Annotated in this window: 11 protein-coding genes; 7 read left to right on the top strand and 4 right to left on the bottom strand. The window is 44.4% G+C overall.

Annotation, left to right across the window (positions count from 1 at the left end):
* Positions 1–52 precede the first annotated feature (52 nt).
* Both AACU28_RS15080 and AACU28_RS15075 read left to right on the top strand, forming a co-directional pair.
* On the top strand, positions 53–508 hold the full coding sequence (locus AACU28_RS15080; protein WP_029222392.1) for a tripartite tricarboxylate transporter TctB family protein: 456 nt from the start codon (positions 53–55) through the stop codon (positions 506–508).
* Positions 509–517: 9 nt separating this feature from the next.
* Complete coding sequence (locus AACU28_RS15075) at positions 518–2,005, top strand: tripartite tricarboxylate transporter permease (protein WP_121603150.1); 1,488 nt, start codon at positions 518–520, stop codon at positions 2,003–2,005.
* Between the two features lie 288 nt (positions 2,006–2,293).
* On the opposite strand, the gene AACU28_RS15070 is transcribed toward AACU28_RS15075, so the two are convergent.
* The 4 genes from AACU28_RS15070 to AACU28_RS15055 all read right to left on the bottom strand — a co-directional run bounded on the left by AACU28_RS15070 (position 2,294) and on the right by AACU28_RS15055 (position 9,117).
* Positions 2,294–3,010 (bottom strand): FadR/GntR family transcriptional regulator, encoded by a 717-nt coding sequence (locus tag AACU28_RS15070; protein ID WP_108111442.1) that lies wholly within the window; start codon positions 3,008–3,010, stop codon positions 2,294–2,296.
* Positions 3,011–3,400: 390 nt separating this feature from the next.
* Positions 3,401–4,255: a fumarylacetoacetate hydrolase family protein gene (locus AACU28_RS15065; RefSeq protein ID WP_121603149.1), complete on the bottom strand. Its 855-nt coding sequence runs from the start codon at positions 4,253–4,255 to the stop codon at positions 3,401–3,403.
* A gap of 498 nt (positions 4,256–4,753) precedes the next feature.
* Positions 4,754–6,907, bottom strand: a complete 2,154-nt coding sequence (locus AACU28_RS15060) for a heparinase II/III domain-containing protein (protein ID WP_102444754.1) — start codon at positions 6,905–6,907, stop codon at positions 4,754–4,756.
* Positions 6,908–6,909: 2 nt separating this feature from the next.
* Entirely contained in the window at positions 6,910–9,117 is a 2,208-nt protein-coding gene (locus tag AACU28_RS15055) for a heparinase II/III domain-containing protein (protein ID WP_121603148.1), read from the bottom strand.
* 333 nt (positions 9,118–9,450) lie between these two features.
* On the opposite strand from AACU28_RS15055, the gene AACU28_RS15050 reads away from it, so the two are divergent.
* From AACU28_RS15050 to AACU28_RS15030, 5 genes are all read left to right on the top strand, one after another.
* Positions 9,451–9,786 (top strand): cupin domain-containing protein, encoded by a 336-nt coding sequence (locus AACU28_RS15050; RefSeq protein ID WP_004733502.1) that lies wholly within the window; start codon positions 9,451–9,453, stop codon positions 9,784–9,786.
* Between the two features lie 34 nt (positions 9,787–9,820).
* Positions 9,821–10,753, top strand: coding sequence for a sugar kinase (locus AACU28_RS15045; protein ID WP_017077178.1), 933 nt, complete (start codon positions 9,821–9,823; stop codon positions 10,751–10,753).
* A 73-nt stretch (positions 10,754–10,826) separates the two neighbouring features.
* Positions 10,827–11,453 carry a bifunctional 4-hydroxy-2-oxoglutarate aldolase/2-dehydro-3-deoxy-phosphogluconate aldolase gene (locus AACU28_RS15040; RefSeq protein ID WP_017069898.1) on the top strand — a complete coding sequence of 209 codons (627 nt, stop codon included), beginning with the start codon at positions 10,827–10,829 and terminating at the stop codon, positions 11,451–11,453.
* 859 nt (positions 11,454–12,312) lie between these two features.
* Positions 12,313–14,079 (top strand): sodium:solute symporter family transporter, encoded by a 1,767-nt coding sequence (locus AACU28_RS15035; protein ID WP_004733505.1) that lies wholly within the window; start codon positions 12,313–12,315, stop codon positions 14,077–14,079.
* A 314-nt stretch (positions 14,080–14,393) separates the two neighbouring features.
* Positions 14,394–15,158, top strand: a complete 765-nt coding sequence (locus AACU28_RS15030) for a transporter substrate-binding domain-containing protein (protein ID WP_076648086.1) — start codon at positions 14,394–14,396, stop codon at positions 15,156–15,158.
* The last annotated feature ends 26 nt before the right edge of the window (positions 15,159–15,184 follow it).

The following is a 15,184-nucleotide window of genomic DNA, read 5'->3' as shown; positions in this document are numbered from 1 at the left end:
TTTTTTATCGGTATGTACCTTTCCCTTGCTTTACTTTTTAGGGGTAAATTCTATGTCTAATGCCAACTTAAATCGGAATGTCGTTTTCCCTTCCATAATCATCATATTAAGCGCAATAGCACTCGCGTTGATTACTCAGTTTGATCGTCCGATGTATCAAGATGCAAGTGTTGATGCAAAATTCTTCCCGATGATGATTGTGATTGCTCAAATTGCTATCTGTATTGTTCTCATCGTTCAGCACAAACTCAAAGGTGTTCCAGAACAACAAGAAGCGATGATAAGCAAGATGTCTATCTTCGGCGTGGCCTTTCTTATTGGATACGCGTTACTCATCAGTGTGGTTGGCTACCTTTACGCGAGTTTGATTGCCTTTATGTTCTACCTCGTTTACTTCAAAGTTAAGAAGCCAATCTACTACGTTGTCGCCGTTGTCTTTGTGTTTGCGGTTTACTATTTGTTTGGCGAGGTGTTCTACATCGCGCTTCCTGAAGCAACCTGGTCATAGGAGGTCATAATGTTTGAATATCTAATCGATGGTCTCGCAACCGCTGTGAGTTTTGCAGTACTTCCTGTCCTTGTTTTTGGTGTACTAGGCGGTGTAATTTTAGGCGCACTACCCGGTCTAACAGCGACGATGGGCGTTGCGATTCTCCTTCCGTTTACCTTTGGCATGGAACCGACGTCAGCCCTCGTGATGTTAATTGGTGTATACATTGGTGGCATTTACGGTGGTTCTATTGCCGCAATACTGCTTAAAACACCAGGGACACCAGCGTCTGCAGCAAGTGTACTCGACGGCCACACCATGGCTGTGAGAGGACAAGCAGCAAGAGCATTAAGTATTTCGGCTGTTGCTTCATTCATTGGCGGGTTACTCAGTACTATCGTCCTTATTGCCATTGCGCCTAAATTAGCGACCTTTGCACTTCGTTTTAATGCTCCAGAGTACTTCGCACTTGCTCTGTTTGGTTTAACTATCATTGCGAGCGTTTCTTCGAACAACATCTTTAAAGGGCTACTTGCGGGTACGATTGGACTACTGGTTTCTACCGTTGGGCTCGACCCAATCAGCAGTGTGCCAAGGTTTACTTTTGACATCATGGATCTCTACAGCGGAATCAATGTCATCCCTGTTTTGATTGGTTTGTTCGCTCTATCTGAAGCATTAAACCAACTAGAGAAACTGTTCTCTGAAAAGAAAGTCGTCGCGCCGAAGTTTGACCACAAATTATTGAGCAAAGGCGACCTTAAAGAAATGCTACCAACCGCAATAAAAAGTGGTTTGATGGGAACAACCATCGGTTCTGTACCGGGTGCTGGTGCTGATATTTCGGCATTCGTTTGTTACAACGAAGCAAAACGTTCATCGAAAAATCCCGAAGAGTTTGGTAAAGGATCAGTACGAGGTCTAGCAGCAGCCGAATCTGGAAACAACGGTGTAACGGGTGGTTCGTTAGTTCCATTGTTAACACTTGGCGTTCCGGGGGATGCTGTGGCAGCGGTTCTTTTAGGCGCACTCATTGTTCAAGGTTTAACACCGGGGCCTCTGTTGTTTGCCCAAAACCCCGAAGTGGTTTATGGCGTATTCAGCTCGATGTTGGTTGCTAACCTTGTGATGCTAGTGATTGGTTTACTGGGTATTCGTTTCTTCTGCCGTATCATTGAAGTACCCAAGATCATCATGATCCCAATTATTGTCTTCTTGTCGATCGTTGGTGCTTACGCGATTAACAACTCGATGTTTGATGTGGGTATTGCGATCGGTTTCGGTCTGTTGGGCTTTATCTTAACTAAACTGGATATTCCGTCTTCGCCAATTCTGCTTGCAATCATTTTAGGTCCAATGGCAGAAACAAATCTGAGGAAATCACTGTTGATGTACGATGGCAGTTGGTCTTTCCTTTATGAGCGCCCTATTGCACTCGCGTTTATCGTGTTAGCTGTATTCTCTGTTTATTCAACGTTAAAAATGAAGAAGAAACAGAAACAAAAGGAAACTTAACAATGTCCATAGTTGACGGCTTGTTCAATGGATAGCGGTTAAGGCAGAATATTTAGCTTATAACCTATAAACTTAAACCTTAAACCTTAAACCTTAAACCTTAAACCTTAAAAACCACAGCCAGAGACCTACGTCTCTGGCTTTATAGTACACAATAAACAATCAATTTCTGTAAAAACAGACAATAAAAAAGGCATGCACTAGGCATACCTTTTTAAATCGTTTATCTGAGCGTGTGCCTGTTCATCTCGATGTGAGATGGCTCAGGTGCGCTTTAAATCATTTCGCCTACGCTGTAGCCAAACGGTGGTTGGCATCTTGCAAGTGAACGGCAGAAGCAATTCTAGCCTTGTCACAATCACCGGCCATGATAGCTTCATAGATTCTACGATGTTCATTGATACATGTGCTTCCCTCTTCAGAAGAGTGCACAATGAAGTTAATGAACATAGTTGTCAGAATGTTGCCAAATGGCAAGTAGAAGTCGTTACCGGTCGCATTAAAGATCAAGCTATGGAAACGAGTATCAATGTCTGTCCAACGTTCTTGGTCAAACACTTCAGCCTCATCCACTTCGACCATCTTTTGGAAGATCTCTGAAAGCTCGATACGTTGCTCAGCCGTCGCAAATTTTGCCGCCAGTGCACACGCTTCAGGTTCAATCGCACGGCGAAGACCTAGGAACTGTGAACAGAACTGGTCCACGTCGGTTAGGCCGTCCATCCATTCAATCAGTTGAGGATCAAGGAAGTTCCAGTATGCGCGGTCGACTACACGAGTGCCGATTTTCGGGCGGGACTCTAACAGACCTTTAGAGGTCAATAGTTTAACTGCTTCACGAAGTGCCGTTCGGCTGATACCAAACTGTTCACACAACGCCATTTCACCAGGAATAATAGAACCTTGCGGCAGATCACCAGACAAAATTCCACGAGCGATTTCGCGTGCTACTTGCACGTGCAGGCTACGCTTCGAGCCCGAAATTGAATTAAAAGTGCTAGCCATAAGTTCGCTTATTTATATGTTATGTTTATGTATTATTTAAGGAGCACTATAACAGTATTTCAACCTACAGCCAATTGAGTAAAATCAAAGCGGATAGTACCTATTAATTTATGCAATTAATCAATCACTTAGAAAGCATCTAATTTCTCTTAGCTAGAAACACTGTGTTACACCACTAACAAAACCCTCGCCGAGCATGTAGGTTCGTCATTCTCGTTTTCTCTGCTCGCTTCCAAAAACATCACTCAATTGGGCTAAAATAATGGAACCGAAAAACGGTTAGTTTATTCACTACACAAGTTAACCTAGTTCAAATTAATAGGTTCAAGTCGTCTACGTACTGCAAATTCAGACATAAGCTCTGTAGCTCCCAACGCTAATTCAATTCCATCAGAACCGCACTTCGTTGACCACAGTCCCTATCCCTTCAATCGTGACACTCACTTGGTCCTTGTCGGACAAAGCATAGGTTCTTCCCGGCGTGCCCATGAAAACAAGATCGCCCGGTTTGAGGGTAAAATAGTGGCTCAAGTAGCTGATGACTTTTGTAGGTTTGTGAATCATAAACGATGTATTCTCTTGTTGAACAACCTTGCCATTTACACGCGTGGTTAATTGCACGTTGTTATAATCGATACCACGAACAATCGTATTACCAATGGGGCCAAAGCCATCTGAAGCTTTCGCTCGAAGCCATTGTAAATCCGTGCCTTGCCAACTTCTTTCAGTAATATCGTTGCCCACCGTGACGCCAAAGATCGCTTGTTCGGCTTCTTCTTCACTGGCTTGACTGAGCTCTCTACCAATCACAACCACCAGCTCGCCTTCAAAATGAACATTTCTTGCTTTTGGTGGCACTTGAATCACTTCGCCTGTGAGAATCAAAGAGGAAGGAAGTTTAAGAAACATCGGCGGTGGTGCATCGGCAGGTGAGGCTAAGTGGCTAGCGAAGTTCATCCCGACGGCGAATACCTTCTCTGGTTGTGTTGGCAGTAGCACTTCAACCGAATCCAGTGGAATCGAAGCCTTCGCGACTGAATATTCGCCAAAGATGTCGCTACTAATTGGCAGCACTGCGCCTTTATCTAACTTTCCATAGCTGATCTTGTCTTGATATTGATAGCGCACGAACTCCTCAGTTTCGACACTGCTATCAGACTCGTCATTTGCTAAAACAGCGTTAGCAAAAACAAAGGTAGAACAAGAGACCGCAAGTATTGATACCAACCCTTTCATTAACTTCATGGTTCACTCCCTAACCGTTTATTCCTATCAGTTACTGTAGCCTAAACACAGGTGAACATTAGCTATTTCCCTTCGCTTGGGTTAACTCTTTATTCCTTATCCTTTTTAGCAAGCCGTTCTATTCTGTTTCCTACACGCATAAAAAAACCGAGCAACTCGCAGTGAGTTACTCGGTTTGACTTATTCCCGATGTTTTCAGTCGTTGTTGATATCAACGAGCGTTGTTGGTTTCAACGAGCGATCTTGCAATCACGACTGAATTCAATGTGATGCTTCGTTCCCGCAAAGCACCACATCAACACAAGCCATCGTTAAATAACTTGCGTGTGATACCAATCGTAGTAAATAACTGATCACCCTAGCTTGTTAAAAAGCTCGATAACTTCGTTAGAATTTTTGATTGTAGAATAACTACTTATCGAAAAATTCTGCCTTGTTCTCAAGCTTTTTTCCTGCGCTATTTCTGCTCACTTACTTACTGTGATTGGTATTAATCATTTACAGTTGAGCAAATGATCCTTGCCACGAGTATGTCTCACCCGCGAACTCAACAGTGTGAGTTGCTTGCTGCGTGTCTTCAGCTTGGTTTGAGATACCGTAGTGGTAAGTGTTGCCAGAAGTAGTCTGAATGCGAACAACAGTCCCGACACTGTTATGGCCCACAACAGACACTGATTTAACTAGACCACGAGCGCCTACAGAGGCTTCGATAGACTCGTTAAAGTAACCATGCGTTTCTAGTACAGAAGCAAACACGTGGTTTTGACCAGACTGACGTAAGATGAACGCAGGCTCACTCTTAAGGTTGAAGTCTGGATCGTTAGCACCAGTGCGAGCAAAAATCACTTCGCTGCCCGCATTCGCGCTAGTTACTAGGCTGTAGTAGCTGCTGTCATGTAGCCAGCTTACTAGAGAGCCTTCTTCATTCACTTTGCCTGAAGCAACGTTCCATAAGTGCTGGTAACCGTTGTCTTCACCTAGCGGCTTAAGCGTTTTTTCCATGTTGTAATCAAAGTCAGTACGGATGATCTGACCAGAGTGGTGAACGGGTAGGTCGTACTGGTGCTCAGCGTCCGCTTCGATGCGGTATACGTCGATAACAAGTGGCTTCTCGAACTCAGGAAGTTCAGCAAGAATCACGCTGCGTTGCATGTCTACGCCTGTGTAGTACTCAGAAATTGTGCCGCTCATGCCTTGTAGAGACTGGTCGTCTGCTACGAAGAAGTGCTTCTGACCAAACTTAGACTCAGCCAATGCTGTGTTGAAGTTGTTCTGCGTTTTCTGATCAACCGTTACCGTGTTGTGAGCAACCGTCTGCTTACAGTAAGACTTGTTCTCTGGGATGTAACGACCGCCAAACTTAGGCTCAACGTTTACCCAGCGACCGAAGCCGTAATCGTGCAGCACTTCGTGGCCACGGTTGAATACGCTTAGGTGCAGGCCATCGTAGTGACCGTGGTCTAGAGCAGAGTGGTACTGGTGATCAGAACCGTGTTGACCAAACCAGATCAACGCCATCGTGTCGTCATCTTGCTCGTCACGGTGACGAAGGATGCTTACGCCGCCTTTTTCGCCTTCAGGGCCGTCGGTTACAAACAGGCTACCCCAGTTGAATGCTTTGATGTCGTCTGCTGAATCAACCGCGTCAGACAATGTTTTACCTGAAGCATGAACCCAAACGTTTTGTTGGTGGTTAGCCATACCAAGCAGAGTTTCAGTCTGCTCGTAACGGTGGTAACACACAGACGTTGCCATGATAACGCCTTCATCGTTGATAGAGATTGTCTTCGATGAATCGTTCAGTGCTGGCAATGTACCGTCTGGGAATGCCGTTTTGAATACAGAGTAAGACGTTGTCTTGATCACTGAATCGTTGAATTCATAGATACCGACCTCAGGCTGACGACGTTCAATCGCTTCTGCGAACAGGTAGATTGGACGTAGAGAGAAACGGTGGTAGTAAGGACCTTCCATGTAGTAGCCGTCTGGCGAAAACAGTTGGTCAAGTTGCGCTAAGAAACCGCCGCTTACTTTATCTAGTTTCAGGCCGTAAAGCGCTTTGTCTACAGACTCTTGGTCGTTGATTGCGTAACCACAGATACCTACTGCAGCCACTGCCCATAAGCCGTGGTTGTGTACGATATCGAAGTCGTGTGCGTAAGTCACAACGAACATTTCGATCATTTGCTTAAGAAGATCGTCTTCGATCAGACGCTTTTGCTCTTCAGAGATCGTGTGGTAGATGCAGCTGTACGCGCAAGAAGCGTAAAGCATCCACATGTTCTCGTTCAACGTTTGGTGGAACAGCTTACCCGGAGGGTTAGAGTCACGGCTTACGTTGCTTTCAAGTGTTGGGTACACCGTCGCGTACGCTGTTAGCATATCAACGATGTAATCTCGGTATTTTGTTTCCTCAGTGATAAGGAACAAACGACCTGCTAGATCCATATGGATGTAGTTTTGCTTGTGACGGTTGTGCTCGTAACCGCCGCCTTCACCGTGACCTGGTACTTCAATGCCAACTTCCGCCATGTAAGCGTCAGTTTGTTTAATGTCGCGAGTCAGTGCGTTACCTAATAGGCTATCCTTGCCAAGTTCTTTACGAAGTTCAGCTGCTTCATCAAAGTTAAGTAAAAGTGGTTGATAGCTCATTATTATTTCCCCTGCCCTGCAGTGCTAAGTTCTTCTGAATTCGTTTCTTGTAAAGTTGTCTCGACTGAGTAGAAGCCTTTCCAGCTGTATACTTTGCCGTTCAGTTCTACTTTGTGTTCAGTGTTGTCAGTCGCGCCAAGTTGGTTGCTGATCATCACTGTCACGTTTGATTTCTCTGTGGTGATCTCAACTACCGAACCGATATTCGTGTGAGCCACGACTTTGATGTCTTTCACAACACCACGTGCATTAACTGATTGCTCGAACTCTTCGTTAAAGTAACCGTGCGTTTCAACAACAGAAGCAAACAGTGTTGTTTCGCCCTTGCTGCGTAGAATGAACGCCGGCTCTGAACGTAGGTTAAAGCTTGGGTCGTTAGCGCCAGTGCGAGTAAAGATCACTTCAGCATTATCGTTAGACGTTGCACCTAGCCATGTGTAGTAGGTGTTGTTTTGTAGCCAGCTTACAGTTGCTGTGCCCTTCACTTCACCGCTTGCGACGTTCCATAGGTGTTGGTAACCGAAATCGTCACCTAGCGTGTTCAGCTCTTTGTTTGCTTGGTATTCAAAGTTAGTACGAACAATCTGACCTTGATATTGGTGTGAGTAATCGTATTGATGCTCGCCTTCGCCGCCCTTTTCAGAATCTAAACGGTAAAGGTCTAATAGTAGCGGAGATTCTATCTCTTCAAGGTTTAGCATGAACACGCTGCGTTGCATGTCAAAGCCTTGGTAGTGATCGTTAGCAAATGCACTCATGCCGTTGATTTGCTCATCTTCTACTTTAAAGAAGTGAGGTAAACCGTGTACAGCGTCTGCACGTTCAACGTCAAAGTTGTTCTGACATTTTTCATCAATCGTGACTGCGTTGTGAGCAATCGTTTGACGAGCGTAAGATTTGTTTTCGTCTAGGTAACGGCCGCCGAATTTTGGCTCCACGTTAACCCAACGACAGAAACCGTATTCACGTAGCACTTCTTGACCGCGGTTGAAGAAAGAAATACCCAGCGTATCAAAGTTGCCGTGACCCATGCCGTGCTGGCCGTAGTTCATAACAAGTTGAGAAACATCGCCTTTCTTGTCCTGCATGCGGATAAAGCCTTGCGCGCCGTTGTGACCTTGAGGGCCTTCATTCAATTCAACACTAGGCCAGAAAGGCATGCCGATTTCTTTCTCTGCAGAAGCGGCTTCGTAGGCTTTAGATAGCTCAAGACCACATGGGTGCATCCATACCGCGTCTTGAATCTTCGCCATACCCAGAATATTTTGGTCTACGCCGTTTTCAGAAGAGTAATGCTTGCTGTAAACACTTACCGCAACCTGAACACCCATGTCTGTGATACCCATAGTACGAGAAGCATCATTCAGAGCTGGGAACTCGCCGTTCGGGTAAGCCGTCGCAAGCATCGCTTGTACTGTGTTACCAATCACGCCGCCTTTGTAGTTGTAGATATCAACTTCAGGCATATGACGGTGAATCACTTCAGCGAACACACACGTTGGGCGAATCGCATAACGATGGTAGTAAGGACCTTCCATGTAGTAGCCAGAAGGTGCAAACAGTTGAGAAACTTGCGCTAGGAAACCGCCAGTATCATTACGGTCGATGCCGTACACTGACATTTCTAGGTATTCACGTTTGCCTAAAGCAAGACCACAGATACCCACAGCGGCGACAGCCCAAATACCGTGGTTGTGAATGCGGTCGAAGTCGTGTGCGTATTTAACCGTGAACATTTCTAGCATGGGTTCGAAAATGCGAGACTCAATGTTGTCACGCTGATCTTGTGTCAGTGTTGAAGCAACACAAGAGTAAGCTAAGCTTGAGAACATTAACCAACAGTGTTCGTTTAGGATTTGGTGGAACAAACGACCTGTTGGGTTGGTGTTTTTCTGTACGTGGTAATCAAACGTTAGATATTTGTCTGCGTACTCTTCTAGTAATTCTGTAACAAAGTCAGCGTATTTTTGCTCTTTAGTGATCAAGAACATGCGACCAGCTAGGTTCATATACGTGTAATTTTGCTTGTGGCGGTTATGTTCGTAACCCCCAGCTTCACCATGACCCGGGACATCAATAGGTAAACGCATGAATGCTTCTAGGTCTTTCGCGTTCGCTGCAATGGTTTTGCCCATTAAGCTAGAACGGCCCACTTCAAGATGAAGCTGTTCGATTTCAGCTTCAGTCAACAATATTGGTTTAGTCGTCATATTCTTTGTCACCCTCAATAAAGAGTTTATCTGCTTAAACTTTGATTAAATTTTCAAACTCCATATAAAGTAATACAATATGAGCTTTAATTATACCTATTCGTCGCCAAATGATGAGTAGAGTCACATAATTCACCGTAAGCCATTGATGCAGTTAACTAATGCCAGATACCAAGCATTTCTTAAGTTGTTGATTCATTTACGCTATATAAAGTATCGCTTGATCAATATCACACAAATTTAGATATATTGTATTACAATTGGGCTCATTCCCTTATGATGGTTGCAAGTTAAGTAACACTTAAAAGATTTAAACAGATTAGGAGATACACAATGAACTCTTTCTTTATCCTAGATGAAAACCCATGGGAAGAACTTGGTGGCGGCATTAAGCGTAAAATCGTTGCTTACACTGACGACCTTATGGCTGTACACCTGTGTTTTGATAAGGGCGCGATTGGCCACCCTCATACTCACGAAATTCACGACCAAATCGGTTATGTTGTTCGTGGTAGCTTCGAAGCTGAAATCGACGGCGAGAAGAAAGTGCTTAAAGAAGGCGATGCTTACTTCGCTCGTAAACACATGATGCACGGTGCGGTTGCACTAGAACAAGACAGCATCCTTCTTGATATCTTCAACCCTGCGCGTGAAGATTTCCTAAAATAATAACTAGCGCAACCTCAGTTGCTAAGGTAAGCATATGAAATCATTAAACATCGCGGTCATTGGCGAGTGCATGGTTGAGCTACAAAAGAAACAAGACGGGCTTAAGCAAAGTTTTGGTGGCGATACGCTGAATACTGCACTTTACTTGTCACGCTTAACAAAAGAGCAAGATATCAACACGAGCTACGTAACTGCACTCGGCACTGACCCATTCAGTACCGACATGTTAAAAAATTGGCAAGCGGAAGGTATCGACACGAGCTTAATAGCTCAGCTGGATCACAAACAACCAGGGCTTTACTACATCGAGACCGATGAAACTGGTGAACGCAGTTTCCACTACTGGCGTAGTGATGCTGCAGCGAAGTTCATGTTTGATCAGGAAGACACGCCTGCTCTTCTTGATAAGCTGTTCTCTTTTGACGCGGTTTACTTAAGTGGTATTACGCTGGCAATCTTGACAGAAAATGGTCGCACGCAGCTATTCAACTTCTTAGACAAATTCAAAGCTCAAGGCGGCCAAGTATTCTTCGACAATAACTACCGACCTAAACTTTGGGAAAGCCAACAAGAAGCGATTTCTTGGTACTTGAAAATGCTTAAGTACACAGATACGGCTCTGCTGACGTTTGATGATGAGCAAGAGCTATACGGCGACGAAAGCATTGAACAATGTATTACACGTACGTCTGAGTCTGGTGTGAAAGAGATCGTCATTAAACGTGGCGCGAAAGACTGCTTAGTGGTTGAAAGCCAAAGCGCTCAATACGTTGCACCTAACCCTGTAGATAACATCGTTGATACGACTGCCGCTGGCGACTCGTTCAGTGCAGGCTTCTTGGCCAAGCGCTTGAGTGGCGGTAGTGCTCGTGATGCTGCATTTGCAGGTCATATTGTGGCAGGAACCGTGATTCAGCATCCAGGTGCTATCATTCCTCTAGAAGCGACGCCTGATCTGTCTCTATAATTACGCACTTTAACTATTAATCAAGGGTTTGCTTAGTTGAAAGCAGGCCCACATTTAACGTGAGAAAGAATTCATGACGACATTAAATGAACAACTAGCAAACCTAAAAGTAATTCCTGTAATCGCGATCAACCGTGCTGAAGACGCTATCCCTCTAGGTAAAGCGTTGGTTGAAAATGGCATGCCATGTGCAGAAATTACACTACGTACAGAATGTGCAATCGAAGCGATTCGCATCATGCGTAAAGAATTCCCAGACATGCTAATCGGTTCAGGTACGGTACTGACTAACGAGCAAGTTGACGCATCTATCGAAGCTGGTGTTGATTTCATCGTAAGCCCAGGTTTCAACCCGCGTACTGTTCAATACTGTATCGATAAAGGTGTTGCAATCGTACCGGGTGTTAACAACCCAAGCCTAGTTGAGCAAGCAATGGAAATGGGTCTTCGCACGTTGAAGTTCTTCCCTGCTGAGCCTTCAGGCGGTACTGGCATGCTTAAAGCACTAACAGCAGTTTACCCTGTTAAATTCATGCCTACTGGTGGCGTAAGCTTGAAGAATGTAGATGAATACCTATCGATCCCTTCTGTTCTTGCGTGTGGCGGTACTTGGATGGTTCCAACTAACCTTATCGATGAAGGTAAGTGGGACGAACTAGGCAAACTTGTTCGTGACGCAGTTGATCACGTTAACGCTTAATCGGTTTTAGATTTAGTGATGAAGCCTCACCTCGGTGGGGCTTTTTGTTATCTGGCGTTTATTGCGCTGACTAACAGTAAAACACGCTCAATCAACGTTCTGTTTCCCCATACCCTATCGCCGTTCTCCCTATGGCCTCGTACAGCTCCGTGACTAAGACAGGCAAGAACGAGTGATGTAAGGCTTTCAAGCGACCTCGGTGCATCTAGCGAAGCGTTACTGGTGCTCCCTACCGCTTATTCAGCTCCTTACCCATCCCTTTATCCGACAATATTCCTTTGCAATACGTCGTCAAACATCTCTCATAGCATGCACTGAAGACCACGATAGACAAAGTGAGCCGAAAGTGTGTCCCGTCGTCCAATTTAACGCCGACTCAGTGACAAACATTCCAAATACGCGTCTCTCTAGCACGAAAAAATTAATCAATAGCATGGAAAGGCGACAGAACCGCAGACAAACAAAAAATAGCGATGAAAAAACAATGAGCTACACTTGAAATCCCAATACAAAAATTTTCAGTATAGAGTTCCAAATTAACGTGAATGTCGTCGCACAACCGCACTCAGTTGTAGCATATTTGTTACGGTTATAATTAAAATCTTATAAATAAGGCAAACTAAAGCCTCATTACTTATATTGTAATACATATAAACATTTTGACTTCAATTTATCTTGGATCTAGAGCAATTCATAAAAACAATTAAACTAAATAAAAACAGCAGGTTAGATTAACTTACTGTGCATACCCAAAAATCAATGCGACCCAGATCATACTAAAGACATATTGTAGTACAAATAAACCTTTGAACGCGTTAATCTAAGCCCAGTTAATTATGATATTTAAAAGGCTGAAAAGATGACTATTGATACTTTTGTTGTTCTCGCCTACTTCTTCTTTTTAATCGCTATTGGTTGGATGTTCCGTAAGTTCACCACGTCGACTAGTGATTACTTCAGAGGGGGCGGCAAAATGTTGTGGTGGATGGTTGGTGCAACCGCCTTCATGACACAGTTTTCAGCATGGACGTTTACAGGTGCCGCAGGACGCGCGTTCAATGACGGTTTCGTTATTGTAATCCTATTCTTAGCCAATGCTTTTGGCTACTTCATGAACTATATGTACTTCGCTCCAAAGTTCCGCCAACTTCGTGTGGTAACGGCGATCGAAGCTATTCGTCAGCGCTTTGGTAAAACGTCTGAACAGTTCTTCACATGGGCAGGTATGCCTGACAGCCTTATCTCTGCGGGTATCTGGCTAAATGGTCTAGCTATCTTCGTAGCAGCGGTATTCAACATCCCAATGGAAGCAACCATTGTGGTAACGGGTATGGTTCTAGTATTGATGGCAGTAACAGGCGGCTCTTGGGCGGTTGTTGCTTCTGACTTCATGCAAATGCTTGTTATTATGGCGGTTACGATTACTTGTGCGGTTGCAGCTTACTTCCACGGTGGTGGCCTAACTAACATCGTTGCAAATTTCGACGGCGACTTCATGTTAGGTAATAACCTAAACTACATGAGCATCTTCGTTCTTTGGGTTGTATTCATCTTCGTGAAGCAGTTCGGTGTAATGAACAACAGCATCAACGCTTACCGTTACCTATGTGCGAAAGACAGTGAAAACGCACGTAAAGCGGCAGGCCTAGCATGTATCCTTATGGTTGTTGGCCCACTAATCTGGTTCCTACCACCTTGGTACGTAAGTGCATTCATGCCTGATTTCGCATTGGAGTACGCTTCAATGGGTGATAAAGCTGGTGATGCTGCTTACCTCGCATTCGTACAGAACGTAATGCCAGCAGGTATGGTTGGTCTTCTTATGTCAGCAATGTTCGCTGCAACAATGTCTTCTATGGATTCAGGTTTGAACCGTAACGCTGGCATCTTTGTAATGAACTTCTACAGCCCGATTCTTCGTCAAAACGCGACTCAGAAAGAGCTGGTTATTGTGAGTAAGCTAACCACTATCATGATGGGTATTATCATCATCGCGATTGGCTTGTTCATTAACTCTCTACGTCACTTGAGCTTGTTCGATATCGTAATGAACGTAGGTGCGTTAATTGGCTTCCCAATGCTTATTCCTGTACTACTTGGTATGTGGATTCGTAAGACGCCTGACTGGGCTGGTTGGTCTACGTTAATCGTCGGTGGCTTTGTATCTTACATCTTCGGTATCTCGCTTCAAGCAGAAGACATCGAGCACCTATTCGGTATGGAAACAGCGCTTACTGGCCGTGAATGGAGCGACTTGAAAGTGGGTCTTAGCCTAGCTGCTCACGTAGTGTTTACTGGTGGTTACTTCATCCTAACTTCTCGCTTCTACAAAGGCCTATCGCCTGAACGTGAGAAAGAAGTTGACCAACTATTCACTAACTGGAATACGCCGCTAGTAGCGGAAGGTGAAGAGCAGCAGAACCTAGATACTAAACAGCGTTCAATGCTTGGTAAGCTTATCAGCACAGCAGGTTTCGGTATCCTAGCAATGGCTCTGATTCCAAACGAACCAACAGGACGCTTGTTGTTCCTACTATGTGGTTCGATGGTACTCACCGTTGGTATCCTACTGGTTAACGCATCTAAAGCTCCGGCTAAGATGAACAACGAGTCAGTTGCTAAGTAGCTAAACAGCTAAACAGCTAAACAGCTAACAAGCTAACAAGTTAAACTAAAATGAAGCCCATGTTATTCGATAACATGGGCTTTTTGTTTACCACTCAAACTTGCTGATACTTTTAACTCTGATTAGCACTTTAATGTGTCTCCTCTCCTTCTCGAAACCCATCCAATACACCCGTTACCCCCTCTTTCAGACAGAGTTTTCTTACCTCTATTTTTTGTAATCTCACTTTCTTTTAAACTTTCCAATGGTTTGATCTCTTTCTGCTTTTCTTTCTGTTACTTTTAACAACTAGACAAACACAACAGATAATTACAATGAAAAAAATATCACTATTACTTGCTTCCATTGCTCTGGCACTTTCTGGTGTCGCACAAGCTGACCAGCTAGAAGACATTCAAAAATCAGGCACACTTCGCGTCGGTACTACAGGCGACTACAAACCTTTTTCTTACTTCGACGGCAAAACCTACTCTGGTTATGACATTGACGTAGCCAAACATGTTGCAGAGCAGTTAGGCGTTGAATTACAGATTGTTCGTACCACATGGAAAGATCTGCTAACCGACCTAGACAGCGATAAATACGACATCGCGATGGGCGGTATCACACGTAAAATGCAGCGCCAGTTAAACGCTGAACAAACTCAAGGCTACATGACCTTTGGTAAGTGTTTTCTAGTCGCGAAAGGCAAAGCTGGACAATACGACAGCATTGAAAAAGTGAACCTTTCTTCTGTGCGTGTTGGCGTTAATATCGGCGGGACTAACGAGATTTTTGCGGATGCTAACTTGCAAGACGCGAGCTTTACACGTTACGAGAACAACCTAGACGTTCCGCAAGCCGTTGCGGAAGGTAAAGTTGATGTAATGGTGACAGAAACTCCTGAAGGTCTGTTCTATCAAGTGACGGACGAACGTCTTGAAGCGGCACGCTGTGAAACACCGTTTACCAACAGTCAATTCGGTTACCTGATACCAAAAGGTGAACAACGCTTGTTGAACACAGTGAACTTCATAATGGATGAGATGAAATTGAAAGGCGTCGAAGAAGAGTTCCTGATCCACAACTCTCTTAAGTAACTCTTTACGATTTATACAGTGACAAA

Source organism: Vibrio sp. SBT000027 (genome assembly GCF_963894355.1).
Taxonomy (GTDB): domain Bacteria; phylum Pseudomonadota; class Gammaproteobacteria; order Enterobacterales; family Vibrionaceae; genus Vibrio; species Vibrio splendidus.
Note: the sequence above shows the minus strand (reverse complement) of the source record. Positions and strands in the feature narration are given on the sequence as shown.

Coding starts and splice junctions, on each gene's coding strand:
- AACU28_RS15080 (WP_029222392.1), top strand. CDS start 53: ATGTCTAATGCCAACTTAAATCGGAATGTCGTTTTCCCTTCCATAATC.
- AACU28_RS15055 (WP_121603148.1), bottom strand. CDS start 9,117: ATGACGACTAAACCAATATTGTTGACTGAAGCTGAAATCGAACAGCTT.
- AACU28_RS15045 (WP_017077178.1), top strand. CDS start 9,821: ATGAAATCATTAAACATCGCGGTCATTGGCGAGTGCATGGTTGAGCTA.
- AACU28_RS15070 (WP_108111442.1), bottom strand. CDS start 3,010: ATGGCTAGCACTTTTAATTCAATTTCGGGCTCGAAGCGTAGCCTGCAC.
- AACU28_RS15040 (WP_017069898.1), top strand. CDS start 10,827: ATGACGACATTAAATGAACAACTAGCAAACCTAAAAGTAATTCCTGTA.
- AACU28_RS15075 (WP_121603150.1), top strand. CDS start 518: ATGTTTGAATATCTAATCGATGGTCTCGCAACCGCTGTGAGTTTTGCA.
- AACU28_RS15030 (WP_076648086.1), top strand. CDS start 14,394: ATGAAAAAAATATCACTATTACTTGCTTCCATTGCTCTGGCACTTTCT.
- AACU28_RS15050 (WP_004733502.1), top strand. CDS start 9,451: ATGAACTCTTTCTTTATCCTAGATGAAAACCCATGGGAAGAACTTGGT.
- AACU28_RS15060 (WP_102444754.1), bottom strand. CDS start 6,907: ATGAGCTATCAACCACTTTTACTTAACTTTGATGAAGCAGCTGAACTT.
- AACU28_RS15035 (WP_004733505.1), top strand. CDS start 12,313: ATGACTATTGATACTTTTGTTGTTCTCGCCTACTTCTTCTTTTTAATC.
- AACU28_RS15065 (WP_121603149.1), bottom strand. CDS start 4,255: ATGAAGTTAATGAAAGGGTTGGTATCAATACTTGCGGTCTCTTGTTCT.